General features: G+C 47.9%; 5 protein-coding genes, 5 tRNA genes, 8 rRNA genes and 1 pseudogene. 13 read left to right on the forward strand and 6 right to left on the reverse strand.

Annotated features, from left to right (window positions below; translation table 11 throughout):
• The first annotated feature begins 264 nt into the window (after positions 1–264).
• From KHN78_RS08585 to rrf (KHN78_RS08645), 13 genes are all read left to right on the forward strand, one after another.
• Positions 265–3174, forward strand: a 23S ribosomal RNA gene (locus KHN78_RS08585).
• Between the two features lie 92 nt (positions 3175–3266).
• A 5S ribosomal RNA gene (gene rrf / locus KHN78_RS08590) occupies positions 3267–3385 on the forward strand.
• Positions 3386–3752: 367 nt separating this feature from the next.
• Positions 3753–5319: ribosomal RNA gene (locus tag KHN78_RS08595) — 16S ribosomal RNA — on the forward strand.
• Positions 5320–5409: 90 nt separating this feature from the next.
• Positions 5410–5485: transfer RNA gene (locus KHN78_RS08600), tRNA-Glu, on the forward strand.
• A gap of 2 nt (positions 5486–5487) precedes the next feature.
• A tRNA-Lys gene (locus KHN78_RS08605) sits at positions 5488–5563 on the forward strand.
• A gap of 30 nt (positions 5564–5593) precedes the next feature.
• A tRNA-Val gene (locus KHN78_RS08610) sits at positions 5594–5669 on the forward strand.
• A gap of 373 nt (positions 5670–6042) precedes the next feature.
• Positions 6043–8939, forward strand: a 23S ribosomal RNA gene (locus KHN78_RS08615).
• A 91-nt stretch (positions 8940–9030) separates the two neighbouring features.
• Positions 9031–9146, forward strand: a 5S ribosomal RNA gene (rrf, locus tag KHN78_RS08620).
• Between the two features lie 366 nt (positions 9147–9512).
• Positions 9513–11068: ribosomal RNA gene (locus KHN78_RS08625) — 16S ribosomal RNA — on the forward strand.
• Between the two features lie 67 nt (positions 11069–11135).
• A tRNA-Ile gene (locus KHN78_RS08630) sits at positions 11136–11212 on the forward strand.
• Positions 11213–11252: 40 nt separating this feature from the next.
• A tRNA-Ala gene (locus KHN78_RS08635) sits at positions 11253–11328 on the forward strand.
• Positions 11329–11633: 305 nt separating this feature from the next.
• Positions 11634–14528 (forward strand): 23S ribosomal RNA (locus KHN78_RS08640).
• 128 nt (positions 14529–14656) lie between these two features.
• A 5S ribosomal RNA gene (rrf, locus tag KHN78_RS08645) occupies positions 14657–14773 on the forward strand.
• Together the 16S, 23S and 5S rRNA genes with 5 tRNA genes alongside form the textbook arrangement of a ribosomal RNA operon.
• 474 nt (positions 14774–15247) lie before the next feature.
• Here rrf (KHN78_RS08645) and KHN78_RS08650 read toward each other — a convergent pair.
• The 6 genes and pseudogenes from KHN78_RS08650 to accB all read right to left on the reverse strand — a co-directional run bounded on the left by KHN78_RS08650 (position 15248) and on the right by accB (position 20705).
• Positions 15248–16237 carry a GGDEF domain-containing protein gene (locus KHN78_RS08650; protein ID WP_211915787.1) on the reverse strand — a complete coding sequence of 330 codons (990 nt, stop codon included), beginning with the start codon at positions 16235–16237 and terminating at the stop codon, positions 15248–15250.
• 200 nt (positions 16238–16437) lie between these two features.
• On the reverse strand, positions 16438–16734 hold the full coding sequence (gene fis, locus KHN78_RS08655) for a DNA-binding transcriptional regulator Fis (protein WP_000462885.1): 297 nt from the start codon (positions 16732–16734) through the stop codon (positions 16438–16440).
• Between the two features lie 23 nt (positions 16735–16757).
• The gene (gene dusB, locus KHN78_RS08660) at positions 16758–17726 is read right to left on the reverse strand and encodes a tRNA dihydrouridine synthase DusB (protein WP_164837134.1); all 969 of its coding nucleotides are present in this window, start codon (positions 17724–17726) and stop codon (positions 16758–16760) included.
• 139 nt (positions 17727–17865) lie between these two features.
• Positions 17866–18753, reverse strand: a complete 888-nt coding sequence (gene prmA / locus KHN78_RS08665; protein ID WP_211915788.1) for a 50S ribosomal protein L11 methyltransferase — start codon at positions 18751–18753, stop codon at positions 17866–17868.
• 130 nt (positions 18754–18883) lie between these two features.
• Positions 18884–20226 (reverse strand): annotated as a pseudogene (accC, locus tag KHN78_RS08670) (acetyl-CoA carboxylase biotin carboxylase subunit).
• Between the two features lie 14 nt (positions 20227–20240).
• Positions 20241–20705, reverse strand: coding sequence for an acetyl-CoA carboxylase biotin carboxyl carrier protein (accB, locus tag KHN78_RS08675; RefSeq protein WP_211915789.1), 465 nt, complete (start codon positions 20703–20705; stop codon positions 20241–20243).
• Positions 20706–20726 lie beyond the last annotated feature (21 nt).

Consider the following 20726-nt stretch of genomic DNA (forward strand, 5'->3'; position numbering starts at 1 on the left):
AGTGATTAGCTCTTTAACAATTTGGAAAGCTGACAAAACAAATCTTGTCTTAAATAGATAAGCGTTTGTTTGTAAAGTTCTCAAAGTATTCATTTCGATGAATACACAAAAACACATTCAAGTGTTCTTGGGTTTTGCGAAAGCAAAACATATTTGAGTCCGGCAAAATCGATAGCTATCTCGCTCATTCAAATAATGAGATAGCAACTTTGGTTGTTTAAACAACAAACTCAAGATTTCTTCTGAAACTCTTTGGGGTTGTATGGTTAAGTGACTAAGCGTACACACGGTGGATGCCTTGGCAGTCAGAGGCGATGAAAGACGTAGTAACTTGCGATAAGCCCAGATTAGGTAGTAACAACCATTTGAGTCTGGGATTTCTGAATGGGGAAACCCACTAGCATAAGCTAGTATCATTAACTGAATTCATAGGTTAATGAGGCGAACCGGGGGAACTGAAACATCTAAGTACCCCGAGGAAAAGAAATCAACCGAGATTCCGAAAGTAGCGGCGAGCGAAATTGGACTAGCCCTTAAGCTTTATATGCGTTAGACGAACGGTCTGGAAAGTCCGGCGATACAGGGTGATAGCCCCGTAGTCGACAACGCACATTCAGTGAAATCGAGTAGGGCGGGACACGTGATATCCTGTCTGAATATGGGGGACCATCCTCCAAGGCTAAATACTACTGACTGACCGATAGTGAACCAGTACCGTGAGGGAAAGGCGAAAAGAACCCCTGTGAGGGGAGTGAAATAGAACCTGAAACCGTGTACGTACAAGCCAGTAGGAGCAGGCATTGCGTCCTGTGACTGCGTACCTTTTGTATAATGGGTCAGCGACTTATATTCAGTGGCAAGGTTAACCATCTAGGGGAGCCGTAGGGAAACCGAGTCTTAACTGGGCGTTCAGTCTCTGGATATAGACCCGAAACCAGGTGATCTAGCCATGGGCAGGTTGAAGATTGAGTAACATCAATTGGAGGACCGAACCGACTAATGTTGAAAAATTAGCGGATGACTTGTGGCTAGGGGTGAAAGGCCAATCAAACCTGGAGATAGCTGGTTCTCCCCGAAAGCTATTTAGGTAGCGCCTCGGACGAATACTACTGGGGGTAGAGCACTGTTAAGGCTAGGGGGTCATCCCGACTTACCAACCCTTTGCAAACTCCGAATACCAGTAAGTACTATCCGGGAGACACACGGCGGGTGCTAACGTCCGTCGTGGAGAGGGAAACAACCCAGACCGCCAGCTAAGGTCCCAAATTATTACTAAGTGGGAAACGATGTGGGAAGGCTCTCAGACAGCCAGGATGTTGGCTTAGAAGCAGCCATCATTTAAAGAAAGCGTAATAGCTCACTGGTCGAGTCGGCCTGCGCGGAAGATGTAACGGGGCTAAGTAATAAACCGAAGCTGCGGCAATGAAGTTTACTTCATTGGGTAGGGGAGCGTTCTGTAAGCCGTTGAAGCGTGTGTTGTAAAGCATGCTGGAGGTATCAGAAGTGCGAATGCTGACATGAGTAACGATAAAGGGGGTGAAAAACCTCCTCGCCGGAAGACCAAGGGTTCCTGTCCAACGTTAATCGGGGCAGGGTAAGTCGACCCCTAAGGCGAGGCCGAAAGGCGTAGTCGATGGGAAACGGGTTAATATTCCCGTACTTCTTACAATTGCGATGGGGGACGGAGAAAGGCTAGGTGGGCCTGGCGACGGTTGTCCAGGTTCAAGTGCGTAGGCTTAAGAGTTAGGTAAATCCGGCTCTTTTTTTAAGGCTGAGACACGACGTCGAGCTACTACGGGGATAGTAGTGAAGTCATTGATGCCATGCTTCCAGGAAAAGCCTCTAAGCTTCAGATTGTAAGGAATCGTACCCCAAACCGACACAGGTGGTCGGGTAGAGAATACCAAGGCGCTTGAGAGAACTCGGGTGAAGGAACTAGGCAAAATGGTACCGTAACTTCGGGAGAAGCGTACGCTCTTGATGGTGAAGTCCCTTGCGGATGGAGCTGACGAGAGTCGCAGATACCAGGTGGCTGCAACTGTTTATTAAAAACACAGCACTGTGCAAAATCGTAAGATGACGTATACGGTGTGACGCCTGCCCGGTGCCGGAAGCGTTAATTGATGGGGTTAGACTTCGGTCGAAGCTCTTGATCGAAGCCCCGGTAAACGGCGGCCGTAACTATAACGGTCCTAAGGTAGCGAAATTCCTTGTCGGGTAAGTTCCGACCTGCACGAATGGCGTAATGATGGCCACGCTGTCTCCACCCGAGACTCAGTGAAATTGAAATCGCTGTGAACGATGCAGTGTACCCGCGGCTAGACGGAAAGACCCCGTGAACCTTTACTACAGCTTGGCACTGAACATTGACCCTACATGTGTAGGATAGGTGGGAGGCTTTGAAGCAGGTACGCTAGTATCTGTGGAGCCGTCCTTGAAATACCACCCTTGTAGTGTTGATGTTCTAACGTTGACCCCTTATCGGGGTTGCGGACAGTGCCTGGTGGGTAGTTTGACTGGGGCGGTCTCCTCCCAAAGAGTAACGGAGGAGCACGAAGGTGGGCTAATCACGGTTGGACATCGTGAGGTTAGTGCAATGGCATAAGCCCGCTTGACTGCGAGAATGACAATTCGAGCAGGTGCGAAAGCAGGTCATAGTGATCCGGTGGTTCTGAATGGAAGGGCCATCGCTCAACGGATAAAAGGTACTCCGGGGATAACAGGCTGATACCGCCCAAGAGTTCATATCGACGGCGGTGTTTGGCACCTCGATGTCGGCTCATCACATCCTGGGGCTGAAGTCGGGTCCCAAGGGTATGGCTGTTCGCCATTTAAAGTGGTACGCGAGCTGGGTTTAGAACGTCGTGAGACAGTTCGGTCCCTATCTGCCGTGGGCGTTGGAGAATTGAAAGGGGCTGCTCCTAGTACGAGAGGACCGGAGTGGACGAACCTCTGGTGTTCGGGTTGTGTCGCCAGACGCATTGCCCGGTAGCTAAGTTCGGAATCGATAACCGCTGAAAGCATCTAAGCGGGAAGCGAGCCTTGAGATGAGTTCTCCCTGATACTTTAAGTATCCTAAAGGGTTGTCGGAGACTACGACGTTGATAGGTCAGGTGTGTAAGTGCTGTGAGGCATTGAGCTAACTGATACTAATTGCCCGTGAGGCTTAACCATACAACACCCAAAGGGTTTTGATGGACTCAAAGCAAGAACAGACTTGATTGTGTAGAGAACACAGAAACAGCTTTCCAGAATTAAAGAATTTGCTTGGCGACCATAGCATTTTGGACCCACCCGTGATTTCCATTCCGAACTCAGAAGTGAAACGAAATAGCGCCGATGGTAGTGTGGGGTTTCCCCATGTGAGAGTAGGACATCGCCAGGCTTTAATTTTGCACTTGCTTAATATTTAAGCAAGTCACCATAAAGTTCTGAAGTTTTTTAGAGTTTTATGTTGACTTTCAAAGTGAAAAGCGTATTATACGCACCTCGCTTAAGTGCTAAGGCACTGAAAGCCAAGCTCTTTAACAATATAGACCTATCAATCTGTGTGGGCACTCGTTGATGATAATCCAATTAGATACCTCGGTATCAAATTAGGTTTCAATGAACTGAGTGACCAAACGAGTCGAAAGACTTGGCACAGTCAATTCATTATCGTTCTGTTGGAACGATAATAGCTTTAAAATTACTTCTTACTTTCGAGTAAGAGCAGTTTTGAAGTCAGTATTCATTGAGCCGAACAAAATCTTAAATTGAAGAGTTTGATCATGGCTCAGATTGAACGCTGGCGGCAAAGGCCTAACACATGCAAGTCGAGCGGCAGCGACAACATTGAATCTTCGGAGGATTTGTTGGGCGGCGAGCGGCGGACGGGTGAGTAATGCCTAGGAAATTGCCCTGATGTGTGGGGGATAACCATTGGAAACGATGGCTAATACCGCATGATGCCTACGGGCCAAAGAGGGGGACCTTCGGGCCTCTCGCGTCAGGATATGCCTAGGTGGGATTAGCTAGTTGGTGAGGTAAGGGCTCACCAAGGCGACGATCCCTAGCTGGTCTGAGAGGATGATCAGCCACACTGGAACTGAGACACGGTCCAGACTCCTACGGGAGGCAGCAGTGGGGAATATTGCACAATGGGCGCAAGCCTGATGCAGCCATGCCGCGTGTGTGAAGAAGCGCTTCTGGGTTGTAAAGCACTTTCAGTAGGGAGGAAGCGTTCATGCGTTAATAGCGTATGGATTTGACGTTACCTACAGAAGAAGCACCGGCTAACTCCGTGCCAGCAGCAGCCCCGCGGTAATACGGAGGGTGCGAGCGTTAATCGGAATTACTGGGCGTAAAGCGCATGCAGGTGGTTTGTTAAGTCAGATGTGAAAGCCCGGGGCTCAACCTCGGAATTGCATTTGAAACTGGCAGACTAGAGTACTGTAGAGGGGGTAGAATTTCAGGTGTAGCGGTGAAATGCGTAGAGATCTGAAGGAATACCGGTGGCGAAGGCGGCCCCCTGGACAGATACTGACACTCAGATGCGAAAGCGTGGGGAGCAAACAGGATTAGATACCCTGGTAGTCCACGCCGTAAACGATGTCTACTTGGAGGTTGTGGCCTTGAGCCGTGGCTTTCGGAGCTAACGCGTTAAGTAGACCGCCTGGGGAGTACGGTCGCAAGATTAAAACTCAAATGAATTGACGGGGGCCCGCACAAGCGGTGGAGCATGTGGTTTAATTCGATGCAACGCGAAGAACCTTACCTACTCTTGACATCCAGAGAAGCCAGTAGAGTATACAGGTGTGCCTTCGGGAACTCTGAGACAGGTGCTGCATGGCTGTCGTCAGCTCGTGTTGTGAAATGTTGGGTTAAGTCCCGCAACGAGCGCAACCCTTATCCTTGTTTGCCAGCGAGTAATGTCGGGAACTCCAGGGAGACTGCCGGTGATAAACCGGAGGAAGCGTGGGGACGACGTCAAGTCATCATGGCCCTTACGAGTAGGGCTACACACGTGCTACAATGGCGCATACAGAGGGCAGCCAACTTGCGAAAGTGAGCGAATCCCAAAAAGTGCGTCGTAGTCCGGATTGAGTCTGCAACTCGACTCCATGAAGTCGGAATCGCTAGTAATCGTGGATCAGAATGCCACGGTGAATACGTTCCCGGGCCTTGTACACACCGCCCGTCACACCATGGGAGTGGGCTGCAAAAGAAGTAGGTAGTTTAACCTTTCGGGGAGGACGCTTACCACTTTGTGGTTCATGACTGGGGTGAAGTCGTAACAAAGGTAGCGCTAGGGGAACCTGGCGCTGGATCACCTCCTTATACGATGATTACTCACGATGAGTGTCCACACAGATTGATACGGTTTATAAAGTAAAAGAGACGAAGATATCCCAATATCTTCAATCCAGTGTCCCGTTCGTCTAGAGGCCTAGGACACCGCCCTTTCACGGCGGTAACAGGGGTTCGACTCCCCTACGGGATACCATTGGGTCGTTAGCTCAGTTGGTAGAGCAGTTGACTTTTAATCAATTGGTCGCAGGTTCGAATCCTGCACGACCCACCATTCTTCTCCACGAAGAATCAAAACTTATGTGGGCGATTAGCTCAGTTGGGAGAGCACCTGCCTTACAAGCAGGGGGTCACTGGTTCGAGCCCGGTATCGCCCACCATTCTCTAAGTATTTTTGGATAGGAACGTCCAAACCACTTCAGTAAAACGGATGTGGTTGGAATTATCGACTCTGAAAGTCTTTAGAAAATGTACTTCCTTGTGAAGAAACATAGCTCTCTTTTTTAACAATTTGGAAAGCTGACAAAACAAATCTTGTCTTAAATAGATAAGCGTTTGTTTGTAAAGTTCTCAAAGTATTCATTTCGATGAATACACAAAAACACATTCAAGTGTTCTTGGGTTTTGTGAAAGCAAAACATATTTGAGTCCGGCAAAATCGATAGCTATCTCGCTCATTCAAATAATGAGATAGCAACTTTGGTTGTTTAAACAACAAACTCAAGATTTCTTTGAAACTCTTTGGGGTTGTATGGTTAAGTGACTAAGCGTACACGGTGGATGCCTTGGCAGTCAGAGGCGATGAAAGACGTAGTAACTTGCGATAAGCCCAGATTAGGTAGTAACAACCATTTGAGTCTGGGATTTCTGAATGGGGAAACCCACTAGCATAAGCTAGTATCATTAACTGAATTCATAGGTTAATGAGGCGAACCGGGGGAACTGAAACATCTAAGTACCCCGAGGAAAAGAAATCAACCGAGATTCCGAAAGTAGCGGCGAGCGAAATTGGACTAGCCCTTAAGCTTTATATGCGTTAGACGAACGGTCTGGAAAGTCCGGCGATACAGGGTGATAGCCCCGTAGTCGACAACGCACATTCAGTGAAATCGAGTAGGGCGGGACACGTGATATCCTGTCTGAATATGGGGGACCATCCTCCAAGGCTAAATACTACTGACTGACCGATAGTGAACCAGTACCGTGAGGGAAAGGCGAAAAGAACCCCTGTGAGGGGAGTGAAATAGAACCTGAAACCGTGTACGTACAAGCAGTAGGAGCAGGCATTATGTCCTGTGACTGCGTACCTTTTGTATAATGGGTCAGCGACTTATATTCAGTGGCAAGGTTAACCATCTAGGGAGCCGTAGGGAAACCGAGTCTTAACTGGGCGTTCAGTCTCTGGATATAGACCCGAAACCAGGTGATCTAGCCATGGGCAGGTTGAAGATTGAGTAACATCAATTGGAGGACCGAACCGACTAATGTTGAAAAATTAGCCGGATGACTTGTGGCTAGGGGTGAAAGGCCAATCAAACCTGGAGATAGCTGGTTCTCCCCGAAAGCTATTTAGGTAGCGCCTCGGACGAATACTACTGGGGGTAGAGCACTGTTAAGGCTAGGGGTCATCCCGACTTACCAACCCTTTGCAAACTCCGAATACCAGTAAGTACTATCCGGGAGACACACGGCGGGTGCTAACGTCCGTCGTGGAGAGGGAAACAACCCAGACCGCCAGCTAAGGTCCCAAATTATTACTAAGTGGGAAACGATGTGGGAAGGCTCAGACAGCCAGGATGTTGGCTTAGAAGCAGCCATCATTTAAAGAAAGCGTAATAGCTCACTGGTCGAGTCGGCCTGCGCGGAAGATGTAACGGGGCTAAGTAATAAACCGAAGCTGCGGCAATGAAGTTTACTTCATTGGGTAGGGGAGCGTTCTGTAAGCCGTTGAAGGTGTGTTGTAAAGCATGCTGGAGGTATCAGAAGTGCGAATGCTGACATGAGTAACGAGATAAAGGGGGTGAAAAACCTCCTCGCCGGAAGACCAAGGGTTCCTGTCCAACGTTAATCGGGGCAGGGTAAGTCGACCCCTAAGGCGAGGCCGAAAGGCGTAGTCGATGGGAAACGGGTTAATATTCCCGTACTTCTTACAATTGCGATGGGGGACGGAGAAGGCTAGGTGGGCCTGGCGACGGTTGTCCAGGTTCAAGTGCGTAGGCTTAAGAGTTAGGTAAATCCGGCTCTTTTTAAGGCTGAGACACGACGTCGAGCTACTACGGTAGTGAAGTCATTGATGCCATGCTTCCAGGAAAAGCCTCTAAGCTTCAGATTGTAAGGAATCGTACCCCAAACCGACACAGGTGGTCGGGTAGAGAATACCAAGGCGCTTGAGAGAACTCGGGTGAAGGAACTAGGCAAAATGGTACCGTAACTTCGGGAGAAGCGTACGCTCTTGATGGTGAAGTCCCTTGCGGATGGAGCTGACGAGAGTCGCAGATACCAGGTGGCTGCAACTGTTTAATTAAAAACACAGCACTGTGCAAAATCGTAAGATGACGTATACGGTGTGACGCCTGCCCGGTGCCGGAAGCGTTAATTGATGGGGTTAGACTTCGGTCGAAGCTCTTGATCGAAGCCCCGGTAAACGGCGGCCGTAACTATAACGGTCCTAAGGTAGCGAAATTCCTTGTCGGGTAAGTTCCGACCTGCACGAATGGCGTAATGATGGCCACGCTGTCTCCACCCGAGACTCAGTGAAATTGAAATCGCTGTGAAGATGCAGTGTACCCGCGGCTAGACGGAAAGACCCCGTGAACCTTTACTACAGCTTGGCACTGAACATTGACCCTACATGTGTAGGATAGGTGGGAGGCTTTGAAGCAGGTACGCTAGTATCTGTGGAGCCGTCCTTGAAATACCACCCTTGTAGTGTTGATGTTCTAACGTTGACCCCTTATCGGGGTTGCGGACAGTGCCTGGGGGTTTGTTTGACTGGGGCGGTCTCCTCCCAAAGAGTAACGGAGGGAGCACGAGCGTGGGCTAATCACGGTTGGACATCGTGAGGTTAGTGCAATGGCATAAGCCCGCTTGACTGCGAGAATGACAATTCGAGCAGGTGCGAAAGCAGGTCATAGTGATCCGGTGGTTCTGAATGGAAGGGCCATCGCTCAACGGATAAAAGGTACTCCGGGGATAACAGGCTGATACCGCCCAAGAGTTCATATCGACGGCGGTGTTTGGCACCTCGATGTCGGCTCATCACATCCTGGGGCTGAAGTCGGTCCCAAGGGTATGGCTGTTCGCCATTTAAAGTGGTACGCGAGCTGGGTTTAGAACGTCGTGAGACAGTTCGGTCCCTATCTGCCGTGGGCGTTGGAGAATTGAAAGGGGCTGCTCCTAGTACGAGAGGACCGGAGTGGACGAACCTCTGGTGTTCGGGTTGTGTCGCCAGACGCATTGCCCGGTAGCTAAGTTCGGAATCGATAACCGCTGAAAGCATCTAAGCGGGAAGCGAGCCTTGGAGATGAGTTCTCCCTGATACTTTAAGTATCCTAAAGGGTTGTCGGAGACTACGACGTTGATAGGTCAGGTGTGTAAGTGCTGTGAGGCATTGAGCTAACTGATACTAATTGCCCGTGAGGCTTAACCATACAACACCCAAAGGGTTTTGATGGACTCAAAGCAAGAACAGACTTGATTGTGTAGAGAACACAGAAACAGCTTTCCGAATTAAAGAATTTGCTTGGCGACCATAGCATTTGGACCCACCTGATTTCCATTCCGAACTCAGAAGTGAAACGAAATAGCGCCGATGGTAGTGTGGGGTTTCCCCATGTGAGAGTAGGACATCGCCAGGCTTTAATTTTGCACTTGCTTAATATTTAAGCAAGTCACCATAAAGTTCTGAAGTTTTTAGAGTTTTATGTTGACTTTCAAAGTGAAAAGCGTATTATACGCACCTCGCTTAAGTGCTAAGGCACTGAAAGCCAAGCTCTTTAACAATATAGACCTATCAATCTGTGTGGGCACTCGTTGATGATAATCCAATTCGATACCTCGGTATCAAATTAGGTTTCAATGAACTGAGTGACCAAACGAGTCGAAAGACTTGGCACAGTCAATTCATTATCGTTCTGTTGGAACGATAATAGCTTTAAAATTACTTCTTACTTTCGAGTAAGAGCAGTTTTGAAGTCAGTATTCATTGAGCCGAACAAAATCTTAAATTGAAGAGTTTGATCATGGCTCAGATTGAACGCTGGCGGCAGGCCTAACACATGCAAGTCGAGCGGCAGCGACAACATTGAATCTTCGGAGGATTTGTTGGGCGGCGAGCGGCGGACGGGTGAGTAATGCCTAGGAAATTGCCCTGATGTGGGGGATAACCATTGGAAACGATGGCTAATACCGCATGATGCCTACGGGCCAAAGAGGGGGACCTTCGGGCCTCTCGCGTCAGGATATGCCTAGGTGGGATTAGCTAGTTGGTGAGGTAAGGGCTCACCAAGGCGACGATCCCTAGCTGGTCTGAAGAGGATGATCAGCCACACTGGAACTGAGACACGGTCCAGACTCCTACGGGAGGCAGCAGTGGGGAATATTGCACAATGGGCGCAAGCCTGATGCAGCCATGCCGCGTGTGTGAAGAAGGCCTTCGGGTTGTAAAGCACTTTCAGTAGGGAGGAAGGTTCATGCGTTAATAGCGTATGGATTTGACGTTACCTACAGAAGAAGCACCGGCTAACTCCGTGCCAGCAGCCGCGGTAATACGGAGGGTGCGAGCGTTAATCGGAATTACTGGGCGTAAAGCGCATGCAGGTGGTTTGTTAAGTCAGATGTGAAAGCCCGGGGCTCAACCTCGGAATTGCATTTGAAACTGGCAGACTAGAGTACTGTAGAGGGGGTAGAATTTCAGGTGTAGCGGTGAAATGCGTAGAGATCTGAAGGAATACCGGTGGCGAAGGCGGCCCCCTGGACAGATACTGACACTCAGATGCGAAAGCGTGGGGAGCAAACAGGATTAGATACCCTGGTAGTCCACGCCGTAAACGATGTCTACTTGGAGGTTGTGGCCTTGAGCCGTGGCTTTCGGAGCTAACGCGTTAAGTAGACCGCCTGGGGAGTACGGTCGCAAGATTAAAACTCAAATGAATTGACGGGGGCCCGCACAAGCGGTGGAGCATGTGGTTTAATTCGATGCAACGCGAAGAACCTTACCTACTCTTGACATCCAGAGAAGCCAGTAGAGATACAGGTGTGCCTTCGGGAACTCTGAGACAGGTGCTGCATGGCTGTCGTCAGCTCGTGTTGTGAAATGTTGGGTTAAGTCCCGCAACGAGCGCAACCCTTATCCTTGTTTGCCAGCGAGTAATGTCGGGAACTCCAGGGAGACTGCCGGTGATAAACCGGAGGAAGGTGGGGACGACGTCAAGTCATCATGGCCCTTACGAGTAGGGCTACACACGTGCTACAATGGCGCATACAGAGGGCAGCCAACTTGCGAAAGTGAGCGAATCCCAAAAAGTGCGTCGTAGTCCGGATTGAGTCTGCAACTCTCGACTCCATGAAGTCGGAATCGCTAGTAATCGTGGATCAGAATGCCACGGTGAATACGTTCCCGGGCCTTGTACACACCGCCCGTCACACCATGGGAGTGGGCTGCAAAAGAAGTAGGTAGTTTAACCTTTCGGGGAGGACGCTTACCACTTTGTGGTTCATGACTGGGGTGAAGTCGTAACAAGGTAGCGCTAGGGGAACCTGGCGCTGGATCACCTCCTTATACGATGATTACTCACGATGAGTGTCCACACAGATTGATACGGTTTATAAGTAAAAGAGACGATACTGGGTCTGTAGCTCAGGTGGTTAGAGCGTTCGCCTGATAAGCGAGAGGTCGGTGGTTCGAGTCCACTCAGACCCACCACTTCCTTTTAGGAATTGGTATGCAGTATCGACACCTAGATGGGGCTATAGCTCAGCTGGGAGAGCGCCTGCCTTGCACGCAGGAGGTCTGCGGTTCGATCCCGCATAGCTCCACCATCTTTAAGCACTCTTACGAGAGTTTTTAAAAATGGTTCTTAATAATCTAGCTCTTTAACAATTTGGAAAGCTGACAAAACAAATCTTGTCTTAAATAGATAAGCGTTTGTTTGTAAAGTTCTCAAAGTATTCATTTCGATGAATACACAAAAACACATTCAAGTGTTCTTGGGTTTTGCGAAAGCAAAACATATTTGAGTCCGGCAAAATCGATAGCTATCTCGCTCATTCAAATAATGAGATAGCAACTTTGGTTGTTTAAACAACAAACTCAAGATTTCTTTTGAAACTCTTTGGGGTTGTATGGTTAAGTGACTAAGCGTACACGGTGGATGCCTTGGCAGTCAGAGGCGATGAAAGACGTAGTAACTTGCGATAAGCCCAGATTAGGTAGTAACAACCATTTGAGTCTGGGATTTCTGAATGGGGAAACCCACTAGCATAAGCTAGTATCATTAACTGAATTCATAGGTTAATGAGGCGAACCGGGGAACTGAAACATCTAAGTACCCCGAGGAAAAGAAATCAACCGAGATTCCGAAAGTAGCGGCGAGCGAAATTGGACTAGCCCTTAAGCTTTATATGCGTTAGACGAACGGTCTGGAAAGTCCGGCGATACAGGGTGATAGCCCCGTAGTCGACAACGCACATTCAGTGAAATCGAGTAGGGCGGGACACGTGATATCCTGTCTGAATATGGGGGACCATCCTCCAAGGCTAAATACTACTGACTGACCGATAGTGAACCAGTACCGTGAGGGAAAGGCGAAAAGAACCCCTGTGAGGGGAGTGAAATAGAACCTGAAACCGTGTACGTACAAGCAGTAGGAGCAGGCATTATGTCCTGTGACTGCGTACCTTTTGTATAATGGGTCAGCGACTTATATTCAGTGGCAAGGTTAACCATCTAGGGGAGCCGTAGGGAAACCGAGTCTTAACTGGGCGTTCAGTCTCTGGATATAGACCCGAAACCAGGTGATCTAGCCATGGGCAGGTTGAAGATTGAGTAACATCAATTGGAGGACCGAACCGACTAATGTTGAAAAATTAGCGGATGACTTGTGGCTAGGGGTGAAAGGCCAATCAAACCTGGAGATAGCTGGTTCTCCCCGAAAGCTATTTAGGTAGCGCCTCGGACGAATACTACTGGGGGTAGAGCACTGTTAAGGCTAGGGGGTCATCCCGACTTACCAACCCTTTGCAAACTCCGAATACCAGTAAGTACTATCCGGGAGACACACGGCGGGTGCTAACGTCCGTCGTGGAGAGGGAAACAACCCAGACCGCCAGCTAAGGTCCCAAATTATTACTAAGTGGGAAACGATGTGGGAAGGCTCAGACAGCCAGGATGTTGGCTTAGAAGCAGCCATCATTTAAAGAAAGCGTAATAGCTCACTGGTCGAGTCGGCCTGCGCGGAAGATGTAACGGGGCTAAGTAATAAACCGAAGCTGCGGCAATGAAGTTTACTTCATTGGGTAGGGGAGCGTTCTGTAAGCCGTTGAAGGTGTGTTGTAAAGCATGCTGGAGGTATCAGAAGTGCGAATGCTGACATGAGTAACGATAAAGGGGTGAAAAACCTCCTCGCCGGAAGACCAAGGGTTCCTGTCCAACGTTAATCGGGGCAGGGTAAGTCGACCCCTAAGGCGAGGCCGAAAGGCGTAGTCGATGGGAAACGGGTTAATATTCCCGTACTTCTTACAATTGCGATGGGGGACGGAGAAGGCTAGGTGGGCCTGGCGACGGTTGTCCAGGTTCAAGTGCGTAGGCTTAAGAGTTAGGTAAATCCGGCTCTTTTTAAGGCTGAGACACGACGTCGAGCTACTACGGTAGTGAAGTCATTGATGCCATGCTTCCAGGAAAAGCCTCTAAGCTTCAGATTGTAAGGAATCGTACCCCAAACCGACACAGGTGGTCGGGTAGAGAATACCAAGGCGCTTGAGAGAACTCGGGTGAAGGAACTAGGCAAAATGGTACCGTAACTTCGGGAGAAGCGTACGCTCTTGATGGTGAAGTCCCTTGCGGATGGAGCTGACGAGAGTCGCAGATACCAGGTGGCTGCAACTGTTTATTAAAAACACAGCACTGTGCAAAATCGTAAGATGACGTATACGGTGTGACGCCTGCCCGGTGCCGGAAGCGTTAATTGATGGGGTTAGACTTCGGTCGAAGCTCTTGATCGAAGCCCCGGTAAACGGCGGCCGTAACTATAACGGTCCTAAGGTAGCGAAATTCCTTGTCGGGTAAGTTCCGACCTGCACGAATGGCGTAATGATGGCCACGCTGTCTCCACCCGAGACTCAGTGAAATTGAAATCGCTGTGAAGATGCAGTGTACCCGCGGCTAGACGGAAAGACCCCGTGAACCTTTACTACAGCTTGGCACTGAACATTGACCCTACATGTGTAGGATAGGTGGGAGGCTTTGAAGCAGGTACGCTAGTATCTGTGGAGCCGTCCTTGAAATACCACCCTTGTAGTGTTGATGTTCTAACGTTGACCCCTTATCGGGGTTGCGGACAGTGCCTGGTGGGTAGTTTGACTGGGGCGGTCTCCTCCCAAAGAGTAACGGAGGAGCACGAAGGTGGGCTAATCACGGTTGGACATCGTGAGGTTAGTGCAATGGCATAAGCCCGCTTGCAACTGCGAGAATGACAATTCGAGCAGGTGCGAAAGCAGGTCATAGTGATCCGGTGGTTCTGAATGGAAGGGCCATCGCTCAACGGATAAAAGGTACTCCGGGGATAACAGGCTGATACCGCCCAAGAGTTCATATCGACGGCGGTGTTTGGCACCTCGATGTCGGCTCATCACATCCTGGGGCTGAAGTCGGTCCCAAGGGTATGGCTGTTCGCCATTTAAAGTGGTACGCGAGCTGGGTTTAGAACGTCGTGAGACAGTTCGGTCCCTATCTGCCGTGGGCGTTGGAGAATTGAAAGGGGCTGCTCCTAGTACGAGAGGACCGGAGTGGACGAACCTCTGGTGTTCGGGTTGTGTCGCCAGACGCATTGCCCGGTAGCTAAGTTCGGAATCGATAACCGCTGAAAGCATCTAAGCGGGAAGCGAGCCTTGAGATGAGTTCTCCCTGATACTTTAAGTATCCTAAAGGGTTGTCGGAGACTACGACGTTGATAGGTCAGGTGTGTAAGTGCTGTGAGGGGCATTGAGCTAACTGATACTAATTGCCCGTGAGGCTTAACCATACAACACCCAAAGGGTTTTGATGGACTCAAAGCAAGAACAGACTTGATTGTGTAGAGAACACAGAAACAGCTTTCCAAACTTTTTGTTTTCACTTTTTAAAAAAGTGGAAGTAAAAAGACAGAATTTGCTTGGCGACCATAGCATTTTGGACCCACCTGACTTCCATTCCGAACTCAGAAGTGAAACGAAATAGCGCCGATGGTAGTGTGGGGCTTCCCCATGTGAGAGTAGGACATCGCCAGGCTTTAATTTTAGAAAAAGCCCATTCGAAAGAATGGGCTTTTTTGCATTTGGAGCAAAGCAAACTTAATTTGATGATACTAATCTGAAAAATTGATTGATTAGGGTCATTCACTCTTTGTACACCGTTGTCACTATATCGGTGCTTTCCAAGAAGCAATGCTATGCACTCCACACCTTCTCTACAATATCTTTTTACTCAATTGCGCGTTCGTAACCAACGTTATGCTTACTCTATTGGTTTTAGCTCCGGTGAATTGGGGGGAGCTTGCTAATACTCATTTTGTTAAATTGCTCGGCAACGTTATCTGTATACCATCCTTGATCACAACAGCATTATGACCAAGCTCAGCGCTTGAGGCCTTACAGTACGTTCTGAATCTATGATTTAATATTGTTTAAGCTTGGTTGGCTAAGTGCTTTGGTAAGTGAGCACATGGACTGCAGAATAAAGAAATAATGAGGTTATAGAGAAAGGCTAAGAAACTTTTTGGATTCTTAGATTCGATGATGGCTGTGATTTGATATCAGGAATGTTTTTGTGGTGTAAGGTCGTCAGATTTCGCCCTGTATGCTTAGAGTAATACATAGCTTTATCGGCACGAATCATCAGCTGCCTTGCTGTTGGGTTTTCTTCATCGTGTTCTGCTACACCAATGCTGACAGTGGTGTTGATCTCAATATCATCTACTTGACATGAAGTGTTTTGAACCGACTGTCTGATCCTTTCAGCAACGTCATAAGCTTGTATCGCACTCGTATTTGTTAATATTACTGCAAACTCTTCTCCGCCCAGTCGGCCAATGAAGTCACTACTACGTATCGCACTTTGGCAGATTTTTGCAACATCGCAGATCACCTTGTCACCGGAGAAGTGCCCGACTTGATCATTGATCTCCTTAAAGTGATCAATATCGATCATGATGCAGGATAGTGTTTGAGAGCGGCTAGATTGCGCACTTAGAGCATCGTCAAGGCGACTTAGGAATGCCCGTCGATTGAGCACACCTGTTAACTCATCAGTCTCAGAGAGTTGTTTCAGGCGCTTTTCGAGCAGGTGAGTTTTGGTCACATTTCTTACCGACCAAGTCACCCAGTTATTATTGCTTTCAGGATTTTTTACTGGTTGGATAATCGCTTCAAACCAAGTTTCTTCAGGGTTTTCTAAGGCTTCTAGCTCTTCGATAGGCATCAACAAGTGATCTTGTAGGGCGATACTATACTTAACGACTTTCGGCTGCTTAGAGCGTATTACATCATCAATATAACCGAGAAGCTCAGATGCTTTTTGAGGCGATAAAACATCGTCTAGATAAAGGTTGGTATAACTTTCAGCATTGAAGTTATTAGAGTGATATGTTCCGCCAAAACTTTCGATATAACGGCCTTGTTCATCTAGGATAAAGACATGATCTGGGAGAGAGTTTAAGATAGCGTGAAGCCAATCTCCTCTTTCTTTAAGTATCATTTAGTCTATTCCTATATTTTTGTAAGCCTTTGATTATATCTGTTTTTTACCTCCTCTCAATCAGTTAAGATCACATTTTATATTACTAATTCTCTCTAAAACGTAGGCTTCCTTAACAGCCCGTACGTATTTTTGTTGGAAATAAAAAAGGCTTAGTCACTTTAGACTAAGCCTTTTTTACAAAAGTACTGTATGAACGATTAGTTCATGCCGTATTTTTTAAGTTTCTTGCGAAGAGTACCGCGGTTGATACCCATCATAGTTGCTGCGCGAGTTTGGTTACCGCGAGTGTACTGCATGATGGTATCTAGTAGTGGCTGTTCAACTTCAGCTAGAACTAATTCGTATAGTTCTGTTACTTCCTGGCCGTTTAGCTGAGCTAGGTAGTTTTTAAGAGACGCTTTAACAGAGTCACGTAAAGGCTTCTGAGTAATCTGGTCTTGTGACGTTACTGTAGTTACTGTTAATGCTTCTGAAGTCAGATTTTGTTCGAACATATTCGGTCTAGCTCTTCTCTTAATTATGATGCAACGTTATCAAAATAACCTTCGAGCGCCTCAAGTTGCAGCGGAGCTGCATCGATAGCGTTGAAGGTACGGCGAAACTCACTCGCTTGTTCATGTTCTTTTAGGTACCAGCCTACGTGCTTGCGCGCGATTCGTGGTCCTAAGAACTCTCCATAGAAATCATGCAGAGCGTTAACATGACCAAGCATAATGGCTTTCACTTCCTGGTTTGGAAGTTCATCCATCGTGGTGCCGTTTTCCAAATAGTGATGGATTTCCTGGAAAATCCAAGGACGACCTTGGGCAGGGCGTCCAATCATTAAAGCGTCTGCGCCGGTGTACTCCAGTACAAACTTTGCTTTCTCCGGGCTATCGATATCACCGTTTGCGATAACCGGAATGGAAATAGCTTGTTTTACCGCTTTAATGCTGTCGTATTCGGCCTCACCTTTGTACATACAGGCTTTTGTTCGGCCATGCAGAGCAAGAGCTTGTATGCCGCAGTCTTCGGCTAATTTAGCGATTTGAACACAGTTTTTATTTTCTGTATTCCAGCCAGTTCGGGTCTTTAACGTTACAGGAACGTCTACTGCATTCACTACGGCAGTCAAAATCTCTTTGATGATGTCTGGGTATTGAAGCAGTGCAGAGCCAGCTAGCTTTTTATTCACTTTTTTTGCTGGGCAGCCCATGTTGATATCAATGATTTGTGCACCATTTTCAACACTAAACTGAGCTGCATCCGCCATAAGCTGTGGATCGGAGCCTGCAATTTGTACTGAACGAATGCCCGATTCGCCTTCATGTACCATGCGTTGCTTCGATTTCGACGTTCCCCATAGTTTGGGGTTGGAGGACATCATTTCACTGACGGCCATTCCCGCACCATAGCGAAGACACAACTCGCGAAACGGTCTATCCGTTACACCAGCCATAGGGGCTACGATTAGATTGTTCTTAAGTTGATAGTTTCCGATTTTCAAAACGTCATCACAGTTCTGTACCAGCAAGGGCGCGCATTTTACGCATTTTTTTGCTGCGTGAAAAGACTAATATTTGAGCATTTACAAATTGTTTTTGTAATTAGCATGAAATTCAAACAATTAGCCTTGAAAAGCTTACTTAGCCTTGCTTGCGACCTGAGATGCGGCACCATTCACTTTGTTCAATAATTGGGTCGATGTGAAGTTCATCACGATAATGATTCGCCACATCCTCTGCTTGTGTATCAAGTACACCAGACATTGCGAGATCACCATGTGGCTTTACAAGACTTTTGATAATAGGAGCTAAATCGCGTAATGGACCAGCAAGAATGTTAGCAACAACTACGTCAGCAATTAGTCCCTCAGGTTGGTTTTGAGGGAGGTAGACTTCTAGTTTATCTGCTACGCCATTGCGTTCTGCGTTGTCACGAGAAGCCTGTAGTGCTTGAGGATCAATGTCGATCCCGACTACTTTTTCTGCGCCTAGTTTGATCGCTGCGATCGCAAGGATGCCTGAGCCACAGCCGAAGTCGATAACTGTCTTACCTGAAAGGTCTAGACCTTCTAACCATTCAAGACATAATGCGGTTGTTGGGTGCGTACCTGTGCCAAATGCTAAACCAGGATCCAGCATTACGTTAACCGCGTCAGGTTCTGGTACGTCACGCCAGCTTGGGCAAATCCATAGACGTTCACCAAACTTCATCGGGTGGAAGTTTTCCATCCACTCACGTTCCCAATCTTTGTCTTCTAGCTGTTCAACTTTGTAAGCAAAATCGTCTGCAAGCATACTACTTGCTTTGATTTGTGTGATGATGAAGTCTGTGTCTGCTTCTGCATCGTACAATGCCAGAATATCAGTATCGCCCCATAAGCGAGTCTCGCCAGGTAGAGGTTCGAATACCGGTGTATCCTGCGCGTCTAAAAATGTTACAGACAGCGCGCCAGTCTCTTCCATTAGCATGTCGCCGATTAGTTCAGCGTTTTCATTGGTCGCGTTGAGTTTGATTTGAATCCAAGGCATTTGTTTTTGCTCTCAAAGTGAATGAAGTGGCGCAGAGTTTACCAGAACTCTACGATTTGTTTGAGTATAGATAGTATACAAAACAAAAATGCCCACAGATGTGGGCATTTATCATGAGGTTAGCGATCGCTTATTGTAGGCCAAGCTTCTTCTCTAGGTAGTGAATATTTGCACCACCATGTTGGAAGTTCTCATCATTCATGATGGACTGTTGCAGCGGAACGTTAGTCTTGATACCTTCAATGATCATCTCGCCTAATGCGTTCTTCATACGTGCAATCGCTACATCACGGTTCTCACCGTACGTAATCAGTTTACCAATCATTGAATCGTAATGAGGTGGTACTGTGTAGCCTGTGTAGATGTGAGATTCCCAACGAACACCCATGCCGCCTGGCGCGTGGAAGCGTTCAATCTTACCTGGTGAAGGTAGGAAACGTTCTGGGTCTTCTGCGTTGATACGACACTCAATCGCATGGCCTCGGATCTTGATGTCATCTTGAGTGAATGACAGTGGTTGACCTGCTGCTACGCGCAGTTGTTCTTTGATTAGGTCAACACCGGTAACCATTTCTGTTACTGGGTGCTCAACCTGAATACGTGTGTTCATTTCGATGAAGTAGAACTCACCGTTCTCGTATAGGAATTCGAACGTACCAGCGCCGCGGTAGCCGATCTCTAGACATGCACGAGTACAACGTTCGCCGATGTACTTACGCATTTCTTCTGTGATACCTGGTGCTGGTGCTTCTTCAACAACTTTTTGGTGACGACGCTGCATAGAGCAGTCACGTTCACCTAGGTGGATAGCGCCGCCTTGACCGTCAGCAATAACTTGTACTTCAACGTGACGAGGGTTTTCTAGGAATTTCTCCATGTAAACCATGTCGTTATTGAATGCCGCTTTTGCTTCTGCACGAGTCATAGCGATAGCTTGAACAAGGTCCGCTTCAGAACGTACAACACGCATACCACGACCACCGCCGCCACCAGAGGCTTTGATGATTACTGGGTAGCCGATACGTTTAGCGTGAGCTTTGTTTTTGTCTTCGTCATTATCTAGTGGACCGTCAGAACCTGGTACACAAGGAACGCCTGCTTTTTTCATTGCGTTGATTGCTGACACTTTGTCACCCATCATGCGGATGGTGTCTGCTTTAGGACCAACGAAGATGAAACCGCTGCGCTCTACTTGTTCTGCAAAGTCTGCGTTCTCAGATAGGAACCCGTAACCCGGGTGAATCGCAATTGCCCCCGTCACTTCTGCTGCAGAATGATACGAGGGATGTTTAGGTAGCTGTCGATACCACGAGCAGGACCGATACATACTGTTTCGTCTGCGAGTAGTACGTGCTTAAGATCGCGGTCAGCTGTTGAGTGAACGGCGACGGTCTTAATTCCTAATTCTTTACAAGCGCGAAGGATACGAAGTGCGATTTCACCTCGGTTCGCGATGACTACTTTATCTAGCATAAGGCAAGCCCCGCTTATTCGATTACAACGAGTGGTTGGTCGAATTCAACTGGTTGGCCGTCTTCAACTAGGATTGCAGTTACCACACCTGATTTGTCTGCTTCAATTTGGTTCATCATCTTCATTGCTTCAACGATACATAATGTGTCGCCAGCATTCACACTTTGACCAACTTCAATGAATGATTTTGAATCAGGACTAGGAGAACGGTAGAAAGTGCCCACCATTGGAGAAAGAACTTGGTGACCTGCAGGTACTGCTGCTGGAGCTTCAGGTGCCATTGCTGGCACGTCTGCTACTGGTGCAACCGCTGGAGCAGGTGCTGCAATTGGAGCTGCTGCGTAGTGAACTGGTGCTGGTGCAGCGATTGTGCCGTGACGACTGATTCGTACCGACTCTTCACCTTCAGAAATCTCTAGCTCAGCAATGCCAGACTCTTCAACTAACTCAATTAGCTTTTTGATTTTACGAATATCCATCTTTTCTTTCTCTTTTATCTT

Source organism: Vibrio sp. B1REV9, from assembly GCF_905175395.2.
GTDB classification, from domain to species: domain Bacteria; phylum Pseudomonadota; class Gammaproteobacteria; order Enterobacterales; family Vibrionaceae; genus Vibrio; species Vibrio alfacsensis.

Coding starts and splice junctions, on each gene's coding strand:
- accB (WP_211915789.1), bottom strand. CDS start 20,705: ATGGATATTCGTAAAATCAAAAAGCTAATTGAGTTAGTTGAAGAGTCT.
- KHN78_RS08650 (WP_211915787.1), bottom strand. CDS start 16,237: ATGATACTTAAAGAAAGAGGAGATTGGCTTCACGCTATCTTAAACTCT.
- fis (WP_000462885.1), bottom strand. CDS start 16,734: ATGTTCGAACAAAATCTGACTTCAGAAGCATTAACAGTAACTACAGTA.
- prmA (WP_211915788.1), bottom strand. CDS start 18,753: ATGCCTTGGATTCAAATCAAACTCAACGCGACCAATGAAAACGCTGAA.